The sequence below is a fragment of the Bacteroidota bacterium genome (genome assembly GCA_018266755.1).
In the GTDB taxonomy this organism is placed as follows: domain Bacteria; phylum Bacteroidota; class Ignavibacteria; order Palsa-1295; family Palsa-1295; genus JAFDZW01.
On sequence record JAFDZW010000002.1, the window covers coordinates 39,914 to 55,386 of the forward strand.

At 55.7% G+C, this 15,473-nt stretch carries 16 protein-coding genes; 7 read left to right on the plus strand and 9 right to left on the minus strand.

The annotated features are described in order from the left end of the window. Nucleotides 1-2: 2 nt before the first annotated feature. Both holA and JSS75_02725 read right to left on the minus strand, forming a co-directional pair. Nucleotides 3-1,037: a DNA polymerase III subunit delta gene (gene holA, locus JSS75_02720; GenBank protein MBS1902595.1), complete on the minus strand. Its 1,035-nt coding sequence runs from the start codon at nucleotides 1,035-1,037 to the stop codon at nucleotides 3-5. Next, nucleotides 1,034-1,750 carry a hypothetical protein gene (locus JSS75_02725; protein ID MBS1902596.1) on the minus strand — a complete coding sequence of 239 codons (717 nt, stop codon included), beginning with the start codon at nucleotides 1,748-1,750 and terminating at the stop codon, nucleotides 1,034-1,036. Before JSS75_02725 ends, holA begins: the two co-directional genes overlap by 4 nt. Before the next feature lie 153 nt (nucleotides 1,751-1,903). Here JSS75_02725 and JSS75_02730 point away from each other — a divergent pair, with 153 nt between their 5' ends. Further along, entirely contained in the window at nucleotides 1,904-2,326 is a 423-nt protein-coding gene (locus JSS75_02730) for a hypothetical protein (GenBank protein MBS1902597.1), read from the plus strand. A gap of 57 nt (nucleotides 2,327-2,383) precedes the next feature. Here the strand turns inward: JSS75_02730 and JSS75_02735 are convergent, their stop codons facing one another. Genes JSS75_02735 through JSS75_02750 form a run of 4 tightly spaced genes read right to left on the minus strand, consistent with a single transcriptional unit; the run spans nucleotide 2,384 to nucleotide 6,351 of the window. After that, nucleotides 2,384-3,034, minus strand: a complete 651-nt coding sequence (locus JSS75_02735) for a ribonuclease HII (protein ID MBS1902598.1) — start codon at nucleotides 3,032-3,034, stop codon at nucleotides 2,384-2,386. 17 nt (nucleotides 3,035-3,051) lie between these two features. Next, the gene (locus tag JSS75_02740) at nucleotides 3,052-4,629 is read right to left on the minus strand and encodes a BamA/TamA family outer membrane protein (protein ID MBS1902599.1); all 1,578 of its coding nucleotides are present in this window, start codon (nucleotides 4,627-4,629) and stop codon (nucleotides 3,052-3,054) included. After that, on the minus strand, nucleotides 4,604-5,113 hold the full coding sequence (locus tag JSS75_02745) for a hypothetical protein (GenBank protein ID MBS1902600.1): 510 nt from the start codon (nucleotides 5,111-5,113) through the stop codon (nucleotides 4,604-4,606). Before JSS75_02745 ends, JSS75_02740 begins: the two co-directional genes overlap by 26 nt. Continuing rightward, a complete protein-coding gene (locus tag JSS75_02750) occupies nucleotides 5,110-6,351 on the minus strand; it encodes an imidazolonepropionase (protein ID MBS1902601.1) in 1,242 nt (413 codons plus the stop codon). The genes JSS75_02745 and JSS75_02750 overlap by 4 nt, the downstream gene beginning before the upstream one ends. Before the next feature lie 122 nt (nucleotides 6,352-6,473). Between JSS75_02750 and JSS75_02755 the strand changes: the two genes are divergently transcribed. Both JSS75_02755 and JSS75_02760 read left to right on the plus strand, forming a co-directional pair. Further along, on the plus strand, nucleotides 6,474-7,001 hold the full coding sequence (locus JSS75_02755) for a hypothetical protein (protein ID MBS1902602.1): 528 nt from the start codon (nucleotides 6,474-6,476) through the stop codon (nucleotides 6,999-7,001). Nucleotides 7,002-7,102: 101 nt separating this feature from the next. Beyond that, entirely contained in the window at nucleotides 7,103-8,059 is a 957-nt protein-coding gene (locus JSS75_02760; GenBank protein MBS1902603.1) for an RNA polymerase sigma factor, read from the plus strand. 146 nt (nucleotides 8,060-8,205) lie between these two features. On the opposite strand, the gene JSS75_02765 is transcribed toward JSS75_02760, so the two are convergent. Together JSS75_02765 and JSS75_02770 are read right to left on the minus strand one after the other, a co-directional pair. Beyond that, nucleotides 8,206-8,400 (minus strand): hypothetical protein, encoded by a 195-nt coding sequence (locus tag JSS75_02765; GenBank protein MBS1902604.1) that lies wholly within the window; start codon nucleotides 8,398-8,400, stop codon nucleotides 8,206-8,208. 172 nt (nucleotides 8,401-8,572) lie between these two features. Further along, nucleotides 8,573-9,772, minus strand: coding sequence for a hypothetical protein (locus JSS75_02770; protein ID MBS1902605.1), 1,200 nt, complete (start codon nucleotides 9,770-9,772; stop codon nucleotides 8,573-8,575). Between JSS75_02770 and mtgA the strand changes: the two genes are divergently transcribed. Further along, nucleotides 9,771-10,529 carry a monofunctional biosynthetic peptidoglycan transglycosylase gene (mtgA, locus tag JSS75_02775; protein MBS1902606.1) on the plus strand — a complete coding sequence of 253 codons (759 nt, stop codon included), beginning with the start codon at nucleotides 9,771-9,773 and terminating at the stop codon, nucleotides 10,527-10,529. The genes JSS75_02770 and mtgA overlap by 2 nt on opposite strands. 445 nt (nucleotides 10,530-10,974) lie before the next feature. Here mtgA and JSS75_02780 read toward each other — a convergent pair whose 3' ends face one another. Beyond that, a complete protein-coding gene (locus JSS75_02780) occupies nucleotides 10,975-11,787 on the minus strand; it encodes a UDP-2,3-diacylglucosamine diphosphatase (protein ID MBS1902607.1) in 813 nt (270 codons plus the stop codon). Nucleotides 11,788-12,261: 474 nt separating this feature from the next. Between JSS75_02780 and JSS75_02785 the strand changes: the two genes are divergently transcribed. The 3 genes from JSS75_02785 to rodA all read left to right on the plus strand — a co-directional run bounded on the left by JSS75_02785 (nucleotide 12,262) and on the right by rodA (nucleotide 15,403). Continuing rightward, nucleotides 12,262-13,644, plus strand: coding sequence for a choice-of-anchor D domain-containing protein (locus JSS75_02785; protein MBS1902608.1), 1,383 nt, complete (start codon nucleotides 12,262-12,264; stop codon nucleotides 13,642-13,644). Between the two features lie 144 nt (nucleotides 13,645-13,788). Then, nucleotides 13,789-14,145 carry an AtpZ/AtpI family protein gene (locus tag JSS75_02790; protein ID MBS1902609.1) on the plus strand — a complete coding sequence of 119 codons (357 nt, stop codon included), beginning with the start codon at nucleotides 13,789-13,791 and terminating at the stop codon, nucleotides 14,143-14,145. 7 nt (nucleotides 14,146-14,152) lie between these two features. Then, nucleotides 14,153-15,403: a rod shape-determining protein RodA gene (rodA, locus tag JSS75_02795; protein ID MBS1902610.1), complete on the plus strand. Its 1,251-nt coding sequence runs from the start codon at nucleotides 14,153-14,155 to the stop codon at nucleotides 15,401-15,403. Nucleotides 15,404-15,473: the final 70 nt, after the last annotated feature.

Here is a 15,473-nt window from a genome sequence, read left to right on the forward strand (position 1 = left end):
GATCAATGGGTGGGGATGATCTCCGACACTAAACGCTCGACCAACAACGTCTCGTCCACCCGCGCGCGACGGGTCTGAAGCTCGGCTCGAACGATCGCCTTCATCGCATCGTCAAGCTGCTTGCCGGAGAATGCACGAGCAGCGTTGATGTAATCTTTCACGTAGTACGCCGCGCCGCCATAGAGGTCGAGTGCTTTGGCGATCTCCTGATCGCCCGACTTCCCTGCCATTTCTCTCGCAACCGTTAGCTGTTCGAAGTAGCGGGCGAGCGTCGAGAGGATGCCGTACATCCCGCGCTTGTCGGCCTGCATGATGCCAAGGACGATCTCGGTCGCAAGTGCCTTATTGCGCACACCGACGGCTTTGGAGAGATTAAAGACGTTGTACGTTGGCGAAATACTGATGCATGCCTCAACGTCAGTCTGCGTGATGGCATCGTTGTCGCCGACATACGTCACCAGCTTTTCCAGCTCATTGGCAAGTGCACGCAGATCGGTGCCGATGAGGCTCACCAGCATCTGCGCCGCTCGTGTGTCGAGTCGCTTCGCGTAGCGCTCGGCTCGTTCGGCGATCCACTGCGTCGCTCCGCTTTCGCGCATCGGTGCGAACTCGGCGGCCGTCGAATTGGCAAGCAGTCCTTTCCACGGATGTGTGTTCTTGGCTCCGGGCTTTGATGTGTCGAGGATCAGTACGCATGATCGATTGGGATCTTCGAGATATCCTGCGATCATCTCATTCTCTTCCTGCTTGCGTTGTTCGCTACGGGCGGTGAAAAGCTTCTCGCAATTTCGGCAGATGACGAGCCGGATATCCGCCATCACCGGATATGCACGAGCTGCGGCGAGGATATCCCTGAGCTTCGCTTCTGCGCCATCGAACTGATCGAAATTGAACGAGCGAAGCGCCGCATCGGGCTGCAGCAGTTCGATGGCCTTACGCAGGAGTTCGTCGCGCAAGAATTCTTCCTCACCATAGAAGAAGTACACCGCGTCTGCGCGGCCCGACTTCCAGGCTTTCTCGATCTGTTCAGGTGTCATCGGATACGGGTGAGCGAACGACGGAGCACACGATTCCCGGCTTGCAAAACGATCGGGTACGAACCGGACTGCAGATCGCGCACATTGATACGAACGCTGTGCCAGCCGACTGCCGGCGAAGACTCGTCAACGATGCGCTTGATCTCGAACCCCATCTGATCGAACAAGGCAAGGCGGACAAGCGGATAATCGCGGTCCACGTAATATCGAATGGTGGTCCAATCCCCGGTGACGTAGGAAACCGGGTTGGGTACATTCTGCTCGAGTGCAAGAGGATTCTCGATTACGGGTGTCGTTTCGACAGGCTCGGGCGCCGCTGTCACATCGTCACTCAATCCGATCGTCCCGCCGGACGGTGATATGAGAATATGATTATTCGGATCGTTGCTCGTTGGTCCGATAATCATCTTTCCTTTGATATCGATCAAGCCGCTCGAAACCATCAACGAACGAATGTGAATCTCGGGACCGGAATCGACGGTCATACGGACGTCGCGGTCGATGACGACATCGACATTGCGGCTCTGCGGCGAGCCCGGGTACACGCCGTCGGGTGGTCTGAGCCAGATGCCGCCGTTATCTTGCTCCCAGTTGCGGCTGTCGGACCAGTTACCGCTGGCAGCCGCGTGGAATATCGGTTGTGCAACGCTATCGACTCCGCCCACCAGCAGGAAGCAACTCACGAGCAGACAATATGCGGAACTGGCCTTCATTCGTACCATGCACAACCTTGCACGCGCGCGATGCGGTTCCGACGCACCGTGCGGGCATACCGATTCGATGAATTCCTTTTCAGCAAGATGTTATTAAACAAGTCCTTCCAAACTGCGTCTACACTAACAACGACAATGAGAAAGGGACAGATCATGAAGACCACAACGATTATTCGCCGCACATTCCTCCTCTTCGCGCTGGCTGGTGCCACGACACAAGCCGTCGCACAACCGAACGACGAGAACGCACGGCAGCAACGTATCGACCGCCGCATCGAGCACATGAAGAAGCACCTTGCGATTAGCGATGAACAAGCATCGAAGATCGCGAGCGTGCTTCAAACCGAACACAAAGTAATTGCTGACGACCGTGCAGCGCTTCGTGCGGCAGCACCGGAAGGAAAGCTCTTGGCGCGGACACAACTGCAAAAAGACCGGATCGAAATGCGCTCACAAGTTCTGGCGAACCTCAATGCAAACCAATTAGCAAAAGCAGAAGAGCTTCGCAAACGGCATGCGGCACGCGAACATATTCAACGAATGTCTTACCACGATATGCGCTTGATGCACCGCTAACGATTCATGGTATTCTCTATATCGCCTCGCTGTCCTATGACGGACGGCGAGGCTTGTTCATTCCACGAAGAGCGTCGGCACCGATGACTTGAGGACAAAACTGCGACGATGTACATCACAATAACCATGCTCCGCGATCGCCAGACGATGCTCGTGCGTACCGTAGCCTTTGTTTTTGTCGAACCGATAAGCCGGGTAACGCAAGTGGAGCTCTCGCATGATCCGGTCTCTGGTCACTTTTGCAACGATCGATGCTGCAGCAATGCTCGGACTCTCGGCATCTCCGCCTACGATCGTGCGGAACGGGAGATCGAGCGACGTTCGAAAATAATTGCCATCGACGAGCAGTATGTCCGGTTCGACCGTTCGTCGTAACTCCTGCACCGCATCGGTCATTGCAAGCATCGTTCCACGGAGAATATTGTGGTGGTCGATCTCTTGGGGAGAACGGATCCCGACCCCGATGCCGAGACAGATTGACGGCAATACGTCGAACAGCGCCTCGCGTGCATCTTCACTCAGTTGCTTGGAATCGTCCAGCCCAAACGCAGAGCGCGGGAGAGGACCATCGAGTCTGAGCGCGACGGCTGCCGCGACGACCGGTCCGGCGAGCGGGCCGCGCCCCGCTTCGTCGATCCCAACGATCACGCGCTTGCCTTCTGTGCGGAGTGCTCGCTCGTGTCGCCAGGTGATCGTTCGCTCTTTCATGCGGCAAAACTACGACGTCAGAATGCGGTGCGAAGTCCGAGATGTAATACGGCTGCATCGAGCGGGACCCCTCGGGCAAGCGCGATCGCACCTTGCACGTAACCGATCTGTGTGTCGAACAACATACTGATCCCGTATCCTACTGCCGACCACTTGCGCCCCACAATGCCCGCGTAAGCAACTTGCTCAAGCCCTCCGATATCGACAAATGCTCCGAAGTACGACCTCGACGACATCATGAATCTGGGTTCGATGGTTGCGATCAAATACCTCGACGCAACGAAGCTTGCTTCGCGATACCCGCGCAGCGAGTTGATACCACCCAACCGATACAGATCTGAGAGATCGAGCGCATCGGACGTCACCTCACGGGCAGTGACCCGCATAACACTGACCACCCGTGCTCCGCCAATCGGCACAACTGCCTCGGCGCTGCCAGCAAGCGAGCGAATGGCGGCGATGGTCGTGTACCCGAGTGTATCCGTCGCACTCTTCGACCCGAATGTCGCGCCAAGCGAGATAGCGTACCCCGAATGCGGCGCATAGCGGTCGTCTCGGTTGTCGATACTAAAAGTGATTCCTCCGCTCAGGGTATGCGACTCGCGCACGATTTCGCTCCGTCCCGGCGTGATCCCGTCATACGAAGCCGTACCTGCAATGCTGACCGATGCGATCGAATGAAGCGTCGCGGAGAGCTCTGCATGCGTTGCAACAAACAGACTGTCCTCGTCATGCCGTCCGAGCGTTAGTTGTGCATCGACGGGCCATGCGGCAAGCCACGGTTCGGTGTATGCTGCAGCAAGATCGGAGGTGTTTGGCGTTAGCCGTTCGTAGCGCAATCGTGCGCTGCGCGCCGTACCGCCGATATTTCTGAATGCAAGATCGAGAAATCCGTTGATGTATGCACTCGTGCCTGATGCCGGGTTCGGAACATAACCCAATACCCCATCGATATTCGTCGTCCGCGCTTCCTGCACCGAGAGCGTGATCCCGACGCTCGAATCATTCACTCGGAAGAGCTGCGGTTCGCTGACACTCGTGAATAATCCGCTCTGTCGCAGACGTAACACGCCGGCATCGAGCAACTCACGACTCAATGGCGGCAAAGAACGAATCAAAAACTCGCGTGCAACCACATCCGAATCGGTTTCGAGAATACCTGTTGCAACCACACAAACGAGATGAGCAATCCGTCCTTCCCTCACGCGCAAGGTTACTGCAATGTGCGACGAATCGGTTCGGCGCAGACCGCTCGGTCTGATCTCGGCAAACGCATACCCTTTATCGCTGTAATGGGTGAGCAGACGTTCGATATCGTCTTCGAGGACTTGCTCGTCATACACGCTGTCCGTGCGAGTGCGCACGAGCGACGTGAGTTCCTCGCTACTGAGATGTTCGGCTCCAACGATATCGAATGATGACACCGAAACGGGAGACTGTGCGAATGTCGCGGTGCAACAGGCACTGAAGATCAGGACCAACACGATGGCTTCTCGCGCAAGGCGCATGCGAACGAGCAACGAGTACTTCGCGGATGCGATTCCGCAGAACGCCGTGACCACGCTGCGCTTAGCGGCGCGACTTCGGCCGATCAAAAATCTCCTTCGCAATGATAAAATCGCGGTAGGAATTCGTGCTGACGCCGCTGAGCAGCCGGCGTTTTGCGACAGGTTTTGTATCGTATGCAGCGCGCTCTTCCGCCGACTCTTTATACGAACTACCGGTGACACCGGTCGCCATCCCGAAATCATCGGTATAATCTGCCTTCCGTTGTGCCGCGGCAGAATTGTCGGGTCTCGTAGAGTCGCTCCGGTACGCCGCTTCGAAATCTTCCGTCGTCGCTGCCCACGCACTTTCGTCCTGCAGCTCGCGTGCTTGTTCTTGCAGGACCTCCGCCGCGATGCGGATATTATCGCCAGTTTCCGTCCGTCGTTTCCGGCGGGCTTCGTCGGCGACCGCTTTACGAAGACGATCCGCTTCGGTCGTCTTTGCAGCTTCGGCCTGCTTCTTCGCGGCAGACGTAAAGAGCCGGATGATGAAGAAAATGATCGCGACGAAGAATATCCAATTACTTTTCATAAGCCTCCGGCGAGAATGCTCCCGCGTTTGATCACGGCCACAACATCGCTGACGCCAATATGGTACGGCAAATATGCGAGCGAGGGGATGTCATAGAGCACCAGGTCGGCGGACTTCCCGATCTCGATCGAGCCATGCGTCGCTGCACGATCGATCGCTGCTGCACCGTTGAGTGTCGCAGCCGTCAGTGCTTCTTCGGGTGTCATCCCCATCCCAATGACTGCGAGCGAGACAGCAAGCTGCATGCTCTCACTCATCGAAGATCCGGGATTACAATCGGTGGCGATCGCAACGGCGCAACCTGCACCGATCATCCTGCGGGCCGGGGCGTAGGGCGAACGAATACACATGGCCGTGACCGGAAGCAGCGTCGCAACGGTACGATCCGAAGCCGCCAGCGCTGCAATTCCCTCGTCGTTGATCTTCAGAAGATGATCGGCACTGAAACTGCCGAGTTCGGCGGCAAGTGCGGCTCCCGACGTGTCTGCAAGTTCGTCGGCGTGCAGTTTGATCTTCAGACCCGCAGCGCTTGCGGCAGCACAGATCTCGCGCGTTTCATCGTTTGTAAAGTACCCTTCGTCACAGAACACATCCGCAAACTCGGCAGCCCGATTGCCGATAACGGCAGGGAGTTGTTCTTCGATCAATTCGCGCACATATACCGACTGCGATTTCTCCTTCGGCACCGCATGGGCTCCGAGCCAGGTGCGAACGATCTCCATGCCGCAGCGCTCACCGACATACTTTGCCGCGTTGAGCAACGCAAGCTCCGACTCGGTCGAGAGTCCGTAGCCCGACTTGACCTCCATGGTCGTCGTGCCGAGCGTAAAGGCCGAGCGAACGAACCGAATCGAATGTTCGGTGATCTCCTCAGCCGTGGCCGCCCGAACCTTCTCGACACTCGAACGGATGCCTCCGCCCATTGCCGCAATTTCCTGGTACGACCTACCCGAGGCCCGCATGCAAAACTCGTTGCTCCGCTCGCCCATGAATACGGCATGTGTATGCGAATCAACAAATCCGGGCAGTGCAAGCAGCCCCCGGCAATCGAGCATATCGGTACCCCCAGGGGTCTCACTTCGTACCGCCGTTTCGGTATCGACGGCAACGACCCTGCCCGCATCGTCCACGAGAACGGCGGCCTGCTCGATCGTACGAACGTCATTCATTGCCGCACCACGAAGAGCTGTTCGCCCGGTCGGGGTGACAAGGAGTCGGATATTGTGATAGCACTTCACGGCTCAAAATTACGGAGCCGAGCGGCGTAGTGGACCGGATATAAAAAATTTAGGATTTCCATCGAACTTCCGAACCCCCTCACCCCTCCTTGAGACATCACTTAACTATATTCGCTCAAACCATGAAAACACGCAATCTTCTTACGATCGCACTGGTGCTGGTTGCCACGACCTCTGCGATACACGCACAGCAAACGGTGGCGGACGCACAGCAATATCTGCAGAAATTTGTCGGCAACTGGGTGGCCAAGAACGCCAGCGTCGAAATGGACGGCAACAAGTCGAGCGTCGAGTACCACGCCGACTTCAAGGCTGCCGCCGGGGGCACGGGGTTGACCATGCACGAGTGGTTTTCGGCCGAGGGGCTCGGCAACTACATCGGCGAGAACATCGTCGGCTACGACCCGAACACGGCGACCATTCATTGGTATAGCACCGACAATACTGGCACCTGCCACGATCACTACGGATTCTGGTCGAACCCAAACCATCTGTTCGTTCAGTATAACGGGGTAGTGGACAAGAAAATGTATGTCGAACAGCTCGACATGGAATTCGTCTCGCCGACGCGCATGCATGTGAAAGTTACCGGCATGACCAACGGCACGACGAATCTTCGGATAGAAGGCACATTCGAGAAAGTGCAGTAACACCACAACACCCGCACAAGGAGGCTGCCCGCCTATTGTATGCACGCCGGCAGCCTCCGGTGTGCCTTGCATGACGGCAGAGTTTTTCGTAACTTTCCAGTATGAATTCGCAAATCGAGCACCGTGATCTGACCGATCTGGCTGTTGCTGCCCTCGGCGGCAACAGCACGGCTATGAACACCTTGCTCGCATGCGTGCGTCCGCGACTCTATGCCTATGCGTTGCGGATCTGCAAGCATCGCACACAAGCGGACGATGCTATTCAGGATGCCTTTCTCCATGCCTATACTCACATCCGCCAACTTCGGCAACCGTCCGCCTTCTACCCGTGGATCCGATCAATTGTCCGCCGTTCGGCCTGGCGCGAACTTCGTATAACCCAAGGGCCGATCCGATCCGCCGACAACCTGCAGTTGATCACCCATCCAACCGAGGAGTCGCTCGAATCGGCGATCGAACAACAACTGGCGCACAACACCATCTACGAATCCATCGGCAAACTTACCGACACGCTGAAACTGCCGGTGTTGCTCCGCTACTTCTCGGGGCATCAGGAATACGAGCAGATCGCGGAAATCCTGTCCATCCCGGTCGGCACGGTACGAAGCCGGCTCAATGAAGCGAAGAAGCAGTTACGGCTGGCCTGGACAGGCGGAGTGGACCTTCCCGCCGCATTGCAACAGGAAGCCGAGCGATGGAATGAATTCTACCGTGAGGTCTGGAGCAAGGTGTACGACGCTCCCGATGCGCGCAAGCGGTTAACGTCTCATCTGGCAAACGATCTGCACATCCATTTCACGAGCGGAGCACGCACGCGCGGGCGTTCGGTCATCGAACGTGAGATCGAGGACGATATGCGCTATGGCAGCCGCTCGACACCAGCGAGCGTGTTCAACGTCGGGAATATCGGGATCGTCGAATGTACGAATGAGAATTCAGCGGAGTACCCTGACCGCTGCCCTGCCGCCACGACATTCATCTTTCACCGCGACCGTGAGCAGACCGTCCTGCTACAGCTCCACCACGCGTCGCGTTCTCTCGAAATGGCCTGCAGTTAGCAGAGTAAGCATAGATCGTCTTCGTGAGACTACTCTGCGTTCACAGTTCGATAAATTGATACCGAAGCGGATAGGATGCACACCGCACCCCCGTAGGGTGGGTGTACCGTTCGTGGCTTCTGACGTACTGCCCCAAGCAGTAGCGTTTAGGCTGCGTCGGCGTGCGGGCGGCTATCGAACATCACTGTTTCCGCTTCTTCCAGATAATCATCTGCAAGACGCTTCAACAGCTGAAGCTCGTTAAGCGTGAGACCTACGTATATGGGTTCGCTCTCGCTTTGGACGCGTGCGTCATGGAGTTTACGGCTCAAAGCGAGTAATCTGTCGAGTGTTGCGATCATGTGTCGTGTATATGAGGGGTTGATACACCGAAGGAGTCCGTGCCACTTCCAATAACGTGCTCCGAATATCGGGAGCACGGTTCTCCGTGCTACAAATATGCAACATAATTACGCCAAATCCAAATTAATTTTTGAAAAAAATGAAAATAAGTGCAATTTGTTGAAAATAGACCTAACGTGCTCCCACAGCACGGAGCACTATTCTTACTTCTGATGCTTCCGAAAGCATACTATCGTGCTCCCGGTGCCCAATTGCCGAGATTTCAAGCAGATCGTACCGCACAACGTCATAGAACTGCTTATTCGATACTGTCTTATCCCGTTTATTTAGAACCACATCGCACTTCCCCGCCGCCGAACAACACATCGCACGCACTCGCCCCTTTTCGTCGGACCGGTCTCCTACGACCCTCCAGGCAGGGCTCTGTATGTCGAACGCGCCCGAAAGAGTAGCCCCATGACAATTCAGTGTAATATATGACGACTTGATCGATAGCCGCACAAGTCCGGCGATCTCGTCGATGAGCGCAATAAATCGCGGACGCTCCCATTGATATTCTCCGTGACACCAGTCGTCTTCTTGGCTGAGCGCTGGGCAGTCGGCCTGCCTGGTACACGGCGCATAGATCGTGTAGCCGACGGTCACCGCTGCATCCCTGAACTCGAGCAATCCGCGGGAGGCGCTCTTCGATGCCGGCTCGATTACGATCGCGTGGCCATGGTCGCCGATGATCCGAGCAAATGTCCGGTGCAGTTGTTTGTGCAGGCGTGGGCTGAGCTCATTGAGCGTGTTCATCATCGTCACCAGATCGAACGCCCCGGGCACGAATGTCTCGTCCGATACCGACTCAAGGTCGAGTAGCTGGGTTGTGACCACGAGCGTCACATAGCGGCATCGTTTCGCAACTGCCTGTGCCATTGTACGAACGAATGCAAAGTTCTCACTGACCGCGTCGATCGCCGTTACGTGCAGCGTGATCGGCTTTCGAAGATCTTCCTCGACGAATTGAATCAGCCCCCAGATCGCGGCGCCGGTCCCAGTGCCGAGGTCGAGCACCCGGAGCGAATCGCGGTCGAAGAATCCCGAAGCATGCAATTCGCGCAGCGGCGGGACGATCTTCAGGAAATTGGTGGTAGTGTAATAGAGCCTGTATGCGCGCTGAAATCGCGGCTTCGCAAGGTAGTGTCGTTGACGCACCGCGCCGGCTTGCCCCGTGAGCGCATCGCTGAGGGCACGTACATCGGCGGCGACAGACACAATCTCTTTACGGGCGATCTTAGCGTGCAGCGAGTCGGCATCGAGCGATAGCCCGAGAACCTCTTCGAGACTTTCCGTGTAGATTCTCCCCGGCGACAACAGTACCCGCTTCATGAGTATCGATTCGTTAGACGCAGCACAACCACGATCTTCGGCAGTTCGCTCCACCGGCGCTCGCGTCTGGGGATGGATCTGGAAACTCGCGCTTATCGCGCTGTTGCTGCCCGTTCTTCAGGTCATCATCTTAAAGTGGGTGAACCCTCCATTCTCGACCATGATGATCTATCAAAGTATAGAGCATCTCTTCAGCGGCGAAGCGGTCACATTCTCGCATAGCAATCTTTCGTGGGACGAAATCCCGGATGCATTCGTCCAAGCATCGATCGCCGGAGAAGATCAGCGGTTTTTCTCGCATAATGGGTTCGACTGGACGGAGATCGAGAACGCGCAGCTCGAACACCAACGACATCCGAACCGCCCCATGCGAGGAGCAAGCACACTCTCGCAGCAAACCGCAAAGAACCTCTTCCTGCCCCCGTGGCATTCGTTCATCCGCAAAGGCGTCGAGGCATACTACACCGTTCTCATCGAATTCTTCTGGAGCAAGCAGCGAATCCTGCAAATGTACTCGAATATCGCGCAGCTCGGACCCAATCAGTTCGGTCTCGAAGCAGCAGCTGAGTACCACTTCCATAAACATGCCTGGGAGCTTTCGGCTGTCGAGTGCGCAAGGCTTGCCGCCACGCTGCCAAACCCGGAACGCTGGAGCGCTTCGCACCCTTCCCCCTATATTCTACGTAGGTCTGGGCGTATCCTTAATCAAATGAGAGGGTTACCGGCAAGCGACGAGGACGACGGCGATCCGGACTAAGAAATGCGATCCGCGACGTTTGCCACTACTTATCCACGACTTATGAGGCGATTTATGCCGGCAGGTGTGCGCCCAAGTGGTCAACTCCCGATTCTCTAACACAACGTGGAAACTCGTGAAAACTGCAAATAGCGACCGTATTGGTGAATAACTTGCCAGTGCTCCACATCTTGCTCACAGCGGCAAGATGATCCCTGAGTTAATCCACAAAGTTATCCACTTTGTTGTTGGTAAATATCAACAACCGTTCTGAAGCCCGTTTTATCTGATTGTTATCTGTGGAAAAGCCTCCGAAGGCATATCCGACAACGAGTTCAAATTTGACCGAATTAGGAAATGCTTGATCTATGTGCATTCGTCAGGGCGAAGCAGCCCCAAACGCCCGCACTGCAAGGCTTTGGGAAGGGAGACGTGCGATGAAATTTCCTCAAAAAATAGGCTGTATTTACATGTATTCTCCTATCCGAGTACCGGTTGTTCTGTCGATGGTGATAAAATGCGCCGGACGGTCGGTCCAGCAACCTGAATTGAAGTAGCGAATTCCTTCTGTTTGTCGTTCCATCGCTTGGTGGGTGTGGCCGCAGAACACGTATGTCGCCTTGCGCTCACGAGCATACTCAATGGCAGCGGATGCAACCGCATCCGAAACCCTGAGCCATGTTTTGCTTCGACGTTTGAGCCACCGGCTGACCCGCTGATTATCGGTATCGATCTTTTGGAAGAACTTATAGAAGATCGTCGCAAGCTCGCTGACAACGACATTGTTCGAGAGAAACCGATCGAACTGATGCCCGTGAATCGCAAGGTAGCGCTCGCCATCGCTTTCCCATTGGTACTCGTCGTACACCTTGATGCCAAGCAGATGCGTCAGTATCTCGGCGATGCCGTCATGGTTACCCGCTACCCATACGACCTCTACCCCTCGCTTCGGGTTTGAACACTTCCGGATGTATGACAGAAATTTCCAGTCGTCTTTGCGAAGCCGCTTGAAGTTTAGGTCCTCGAATACATCGCCATTAAGGATTAACCGACGGAACGAGTAGCTCCGAAGCAGCCGCAGTGCATCGCGCGAACGAGAGACGTCGGAGCCAAGGTGGATATCGCTGATGACAAGCGTATCGACAAACCGGACCGAGGCGAGCAGCTCGACGGTACGTTCGTCATCGAGTTCGAGTTCGTCATGTACAATACGGTCCGGCAGGAAATCCGCCGTCGTCGGTTCGTTGTACGAGGATTCATCTATTACATGTTGGCTCATAGAATGGACTGTTGGTTACTCAGGAATGTCGCATCAAGGCTCGTGGACGCAGGGTGCGACAAGCCGCCCACAAGGTTAGCCACAAAGCGAACTACAGCCTATAACACCGAATCGGTGTCCCGATCGAATATGACCATGTAATGTCTGTATGATTTCTCTGTTACCAGGTGGAAGGGCATCCGGTCCGAACGAAGATATATAGAAACTATTCTGCAATGTCTGGCATTTATTCGGTTGCCACGTACAGCTATATTTCATCACCATCGAACATGCGGGAATTGTTCGATCTTTATTCTTGAATCAGCGTACGCACGAACCGACCCTCTGTTCATCAGGAGGAGCGGGTCATTTTTTCATCCGCAGACCAGTCATTCTCCACGGGATGACGATCTGATTGACAGTACAGCTACGGGATCAGCCCCCTCGTGCCGTATGAGACAACCGACTACTTTGATCTGCACACAACTTTGGAGTGTGTGCGCGCTTGTATTGTCGCTTCTGGGAGGACCGCGACAAGCCAATGCGCAGCAATCGGCGAATGTCATCGCGCCTCAGGCGCAGATCGACCTTCTTGGCGTCCGCATTGGTGAAACCGTATCCCATAGAGTCATTGCACGGAACGATCGATCCGTAAACATTACCATCTCTGCTGCGAACATGGTCTGCGGCAGTGCACCGATTCCGTTTACTCGCAATACGTCGTTTCCCGTTACCCTCCATCCGGGCGATTCCGTTGTGCTTGGTAGTGTTGCATTCACCCCCATCGCTGCGAACCTTGATTATGTGGGGTATCTCGTCGTCGACCACACGCCAAAAGCAAATTCGGAAGAAGGCGAAGTTCGCATCCATGCCACAAGCGAAACCGATGCTCCGACCACATCGGCTGGTGTAACGGCGACGCTCGACTCATCCGTCTTCGGTCCCGTACTCTATGGCGGTACCGTCGTACGCAAGCTGACCGTTCGTAACGACCTCGCCGAAGCACACACATTCCGTTGCGTTGACTTTACGATTCAGGATCGAGAACAATTCTCCGCCCTTCCCGGACAATTCCCGCTCACCGTCGCAGCACACTCAAGCGCGACCATTCTTATCGCGTTTAAACCGACCATCCCGAAGAACGACGGCAGCAATCTCTTTACAACGGACGTACTCGTCGAGCCGATGGAGTCGACCGACAAGATCCAGCCGCATTGCGCGCTTCGCGGCATCGCGTTCGCTCCGATGGGCCCGAAGCAGATTACCTCGATCACCGATACGACGCAGTATCTGGGCATGACGAGCACCGAGTGGCAGTTCGCTCATGACTTTACGTTCCAAAACCGCACGCAGCAAGAGATCACGATCACCGACGCCGAACTCGCAAGCGAGAATGCAGCGATGTCGCTCACGTCGCTCTGCGGTGCCTCGCTGCCGGTAACGCTCGCACCGGGCCAGACGATGAGCGCCCGCATCAGCTATACGGCGCCGGATATGAGTGTACATTATGACAAGCTCGTCCTCTCGACGGAAAACGGAGCAGGCTATACCTTTTCGTTGCAGGCAATGCGTGTCGAGGCTTCGGCAGTAAAGAACGGGTTGGCGCGTCGCCAGATCGCGTTGAGCATCCGACCGAATCCGGCAGCACGCACTGTCAATATCGAGCTGCAGTACGGGTTTAAGGGCGATATGGCAATCTATTCGTCGAGCGGTGCGCTCGTTGCCGAGCACAAGAATGCAACGTCCTGGGTCTGGAACGCCTCGACGGAAGATTCGACACATATCGCTCAGGGAGAGTATATGCTCCGTGTCGTTTGTCACGATACGGACGGTGTTACACTGACGAGAACGGAAAAGATCGTTCTCGCCGGTCAATGATCTGGGCTGCAGCGCACTGTTGTATGGGTTAGTGATTCGTTGCAGTATCCAACTGCGCAGGCCTCCAAACCCCGGAGGCCTGCGTTTTTTTTTTATTTAAAGAGCACGGGCGCAAAAGAGTGTCCTCTCACTGTTAGCCTTTCGATGAACGATCGCGAGCGCCCACGACTGACCCAGGAAGAGATCGAACAGATCGCTCGTGACGAGTCCATCGGTCGCACCCCGCGGCGTTCGCACGGCCATAGCGACGAAGATGCACGCCGGCAGTATCAGTCGGCGCTTCGCGAGAATGCACCGTATCTCACCCTCGGCATGCAGATGGCACTGACGATCGCACTGGGTGCCGGCATCGGCTGGTGGGTGGATCAGTCGACGGGATCGACACTCTGGCTGGGGCTCGGTGCCGGCATTGGCGCGGTCGCGGGGATGGGATATTTCATTTTGATCGTCCTTCGTATGGAAGGTGCGGCCAAGAAGAAACACCGCCGCTCAAACACGTAGTTGTTCCATGGCTTATAAGATCGGACAGAGCGCCACTGCAGAAGCACTCGACGTCAGAGATTTCGATGTCGCGACGTTTGTACTTGTGCTGATCCTTACCGCCGCAGGATTCGTATCGATCTACAGCGCCACCTATGCGGCACAGATGAACGATCGGTTCGGGCTGCAATTGCTCTTCGGTGCGATCGGCATCGTCGTCCTGTTAGCGATGGCATTGATCCCTGTTCGCTGGCTGTCGGTCGCGTCCTATCCGTTCTATGGTGTTTCGCTCATGCTGCTGGGCCTTGTGCTCGTTGCCGGAAAAGTCGTTTACAGCCAAAAGAACTGGCTGGCGCTCGGCGGCATCAACTTCCAACCGTCGGAGCTCTCGAAGCTGGCGACGATCATGGCCCTTGGCAAATTCTGTTCGGGCGATAGAAAACTGACGCGTCCGCTCGACCTCTTCATTGCGTGCATGATTGTGCTCGTCCCGATCGGTCTGATCATGGCAGAGCCCGATCCGGGCAGTGCGCTCATCTACATTGGTCTCTTGCTGATCATCCTATTATGGGCAGGAACGGACCTGTTTTTGCTTATTGCGATTGTGGGCCCCGGGGTCGTTGCGGTACTCTCGCTCTTCGGAAAGACAGCGATGCTTGCCTCGGTATTTGGCGTCGGTGCATTGTTATTCCTGACCTTCAAACGAAATCTTGTCTCGACGATACTGGTCTTTCTGCTTGTCATCGGAGCATCGTTTTCCGCTGACACGCTCTATTCAAGACTTCACCCGTACCAACGAGAGCGTATCGACCTCCTCGTCAACCCGGAAGCCGACCCACAAGGCGGCGGTTACAACATCATTCAGGCGAAGATGGCCATCGGCTCCGGCGGTGTGGTCGGCAAAGGGTATCTGAAGGGCACACAAACGCAATTGCGCTATGTACCGAAACAGTGGACGGATTTTATTATCAGCGTTCCGGCTGAAGAATTCGGTTTTATCGGCGCAGCGGTGCTGCTCCTGCTGTATCTGATCCTGATCTATCGCGGTCTTGCGATCTCGTCGTCGGTGCGCAGCAATTTTTCCAGTGTCGTCGCCATCGGGATTACGGGAATCTGGCTCATGCATGTCACGATCAACATCGGGATGACACTCGGACTGATGCCGGTTGTCGGCATCCCACTTCCGTTCATGAGCTACGGCGGGTCGGCACTCATCACCAATATGCTCATGGCCGGCATCATGATGAACCTGTATCGAAACCGAAGGATACAGTTCTAAGCACCACGACAGTTATACTACAAGCAAAACGCCCGGCAGTCTGTGACTGCCGGGCGTTTTCGTACAATCT

Coding starts and splice junctions, on each gene's coding strand:
- holA (MBS1902595.1), bottom strand. CDS start 1,037: ATGACACCTGAACAGATCGAGAAAGCCTGGAAGTCGGGCCGCGCAGAC.
- JSS75_02725 (MBS1902596.1), bottom strand. CDS start 1,750: ATGAAGGCCAGTTCCGCATATTGTCTGCTCGTGAGTTGCTTCCTGCTG.
- JSS75_02730 (MBS1902597.1), top strand. CDS start 1,904: ATGAAGACCACAACGATTATTCGCCGCACATTCCTCCTCTTCGCGCTG.
- JSS75_02735 (MBS1902598.1), bottom strand. CDS start 3,034: ATGAAAGAGCGAACGATCACCTGGCGACACGAGCGAGCACTCCGCACA.
- JSS75_02745 (MBS1902600.1), bottom strand. CDS start 5,113: ATGAAAAGTAATTGGATATTCTTCGTCGCGATCATTTTCTTCATCATC.
- JSS75_02755 (MBS1902602.1), top strand. CDS start 6,474: ATGAAAACACGCAATCTTCTTACGATCGCACTGGTGCTGGTTGCCACG.
- JSS75_02760 (MBS1902603.1), top strand. CDS start 7,103: ATGAATTCGCAAATCGAGCACCGTGATCTGACCGATCTGGCTGTTGCT.
- JSS75_02765 (MBS1902604.1), bottom strand. CDS start 8,400: ATGATCGCAACACTCGACAGATTACTCGCTTTGAGCCGTAAACTCCAT.
- mtgA (MBS1902606.1), top strand. CDS start 9,771: ATGAGTATCGATTCGTTAGACGCAGCACAACCACGATCTTCGGCAGTT.
- JSS75_02770 (MBS1902605.1), bottom strand. CDS start 9,772: ATGAAGCGGGTACTGTTGTCGCCGGGGAGAATCTACACGGAAAGTCTC.
- JSS75_02780 (MBS1902607.1), bottom strand. CDS start 11,787: ATGAGCCAACATGTAATAGATGAATCCTCGTACAACGAACCGACGACG.
- JSS75_02790 (MBS1902609.1), top strand. CDS start 13,789: ATGAACGATCGCGAGCGCCCACGACTGACCCAGGAAGAGATCGAACAG.
- rodA (MBS1902610.1), top strand. CDS start 14,153: ATGGCTTATAAGATCGGACAGAGCGCCACTGCAGAAGCACTCGACGTC.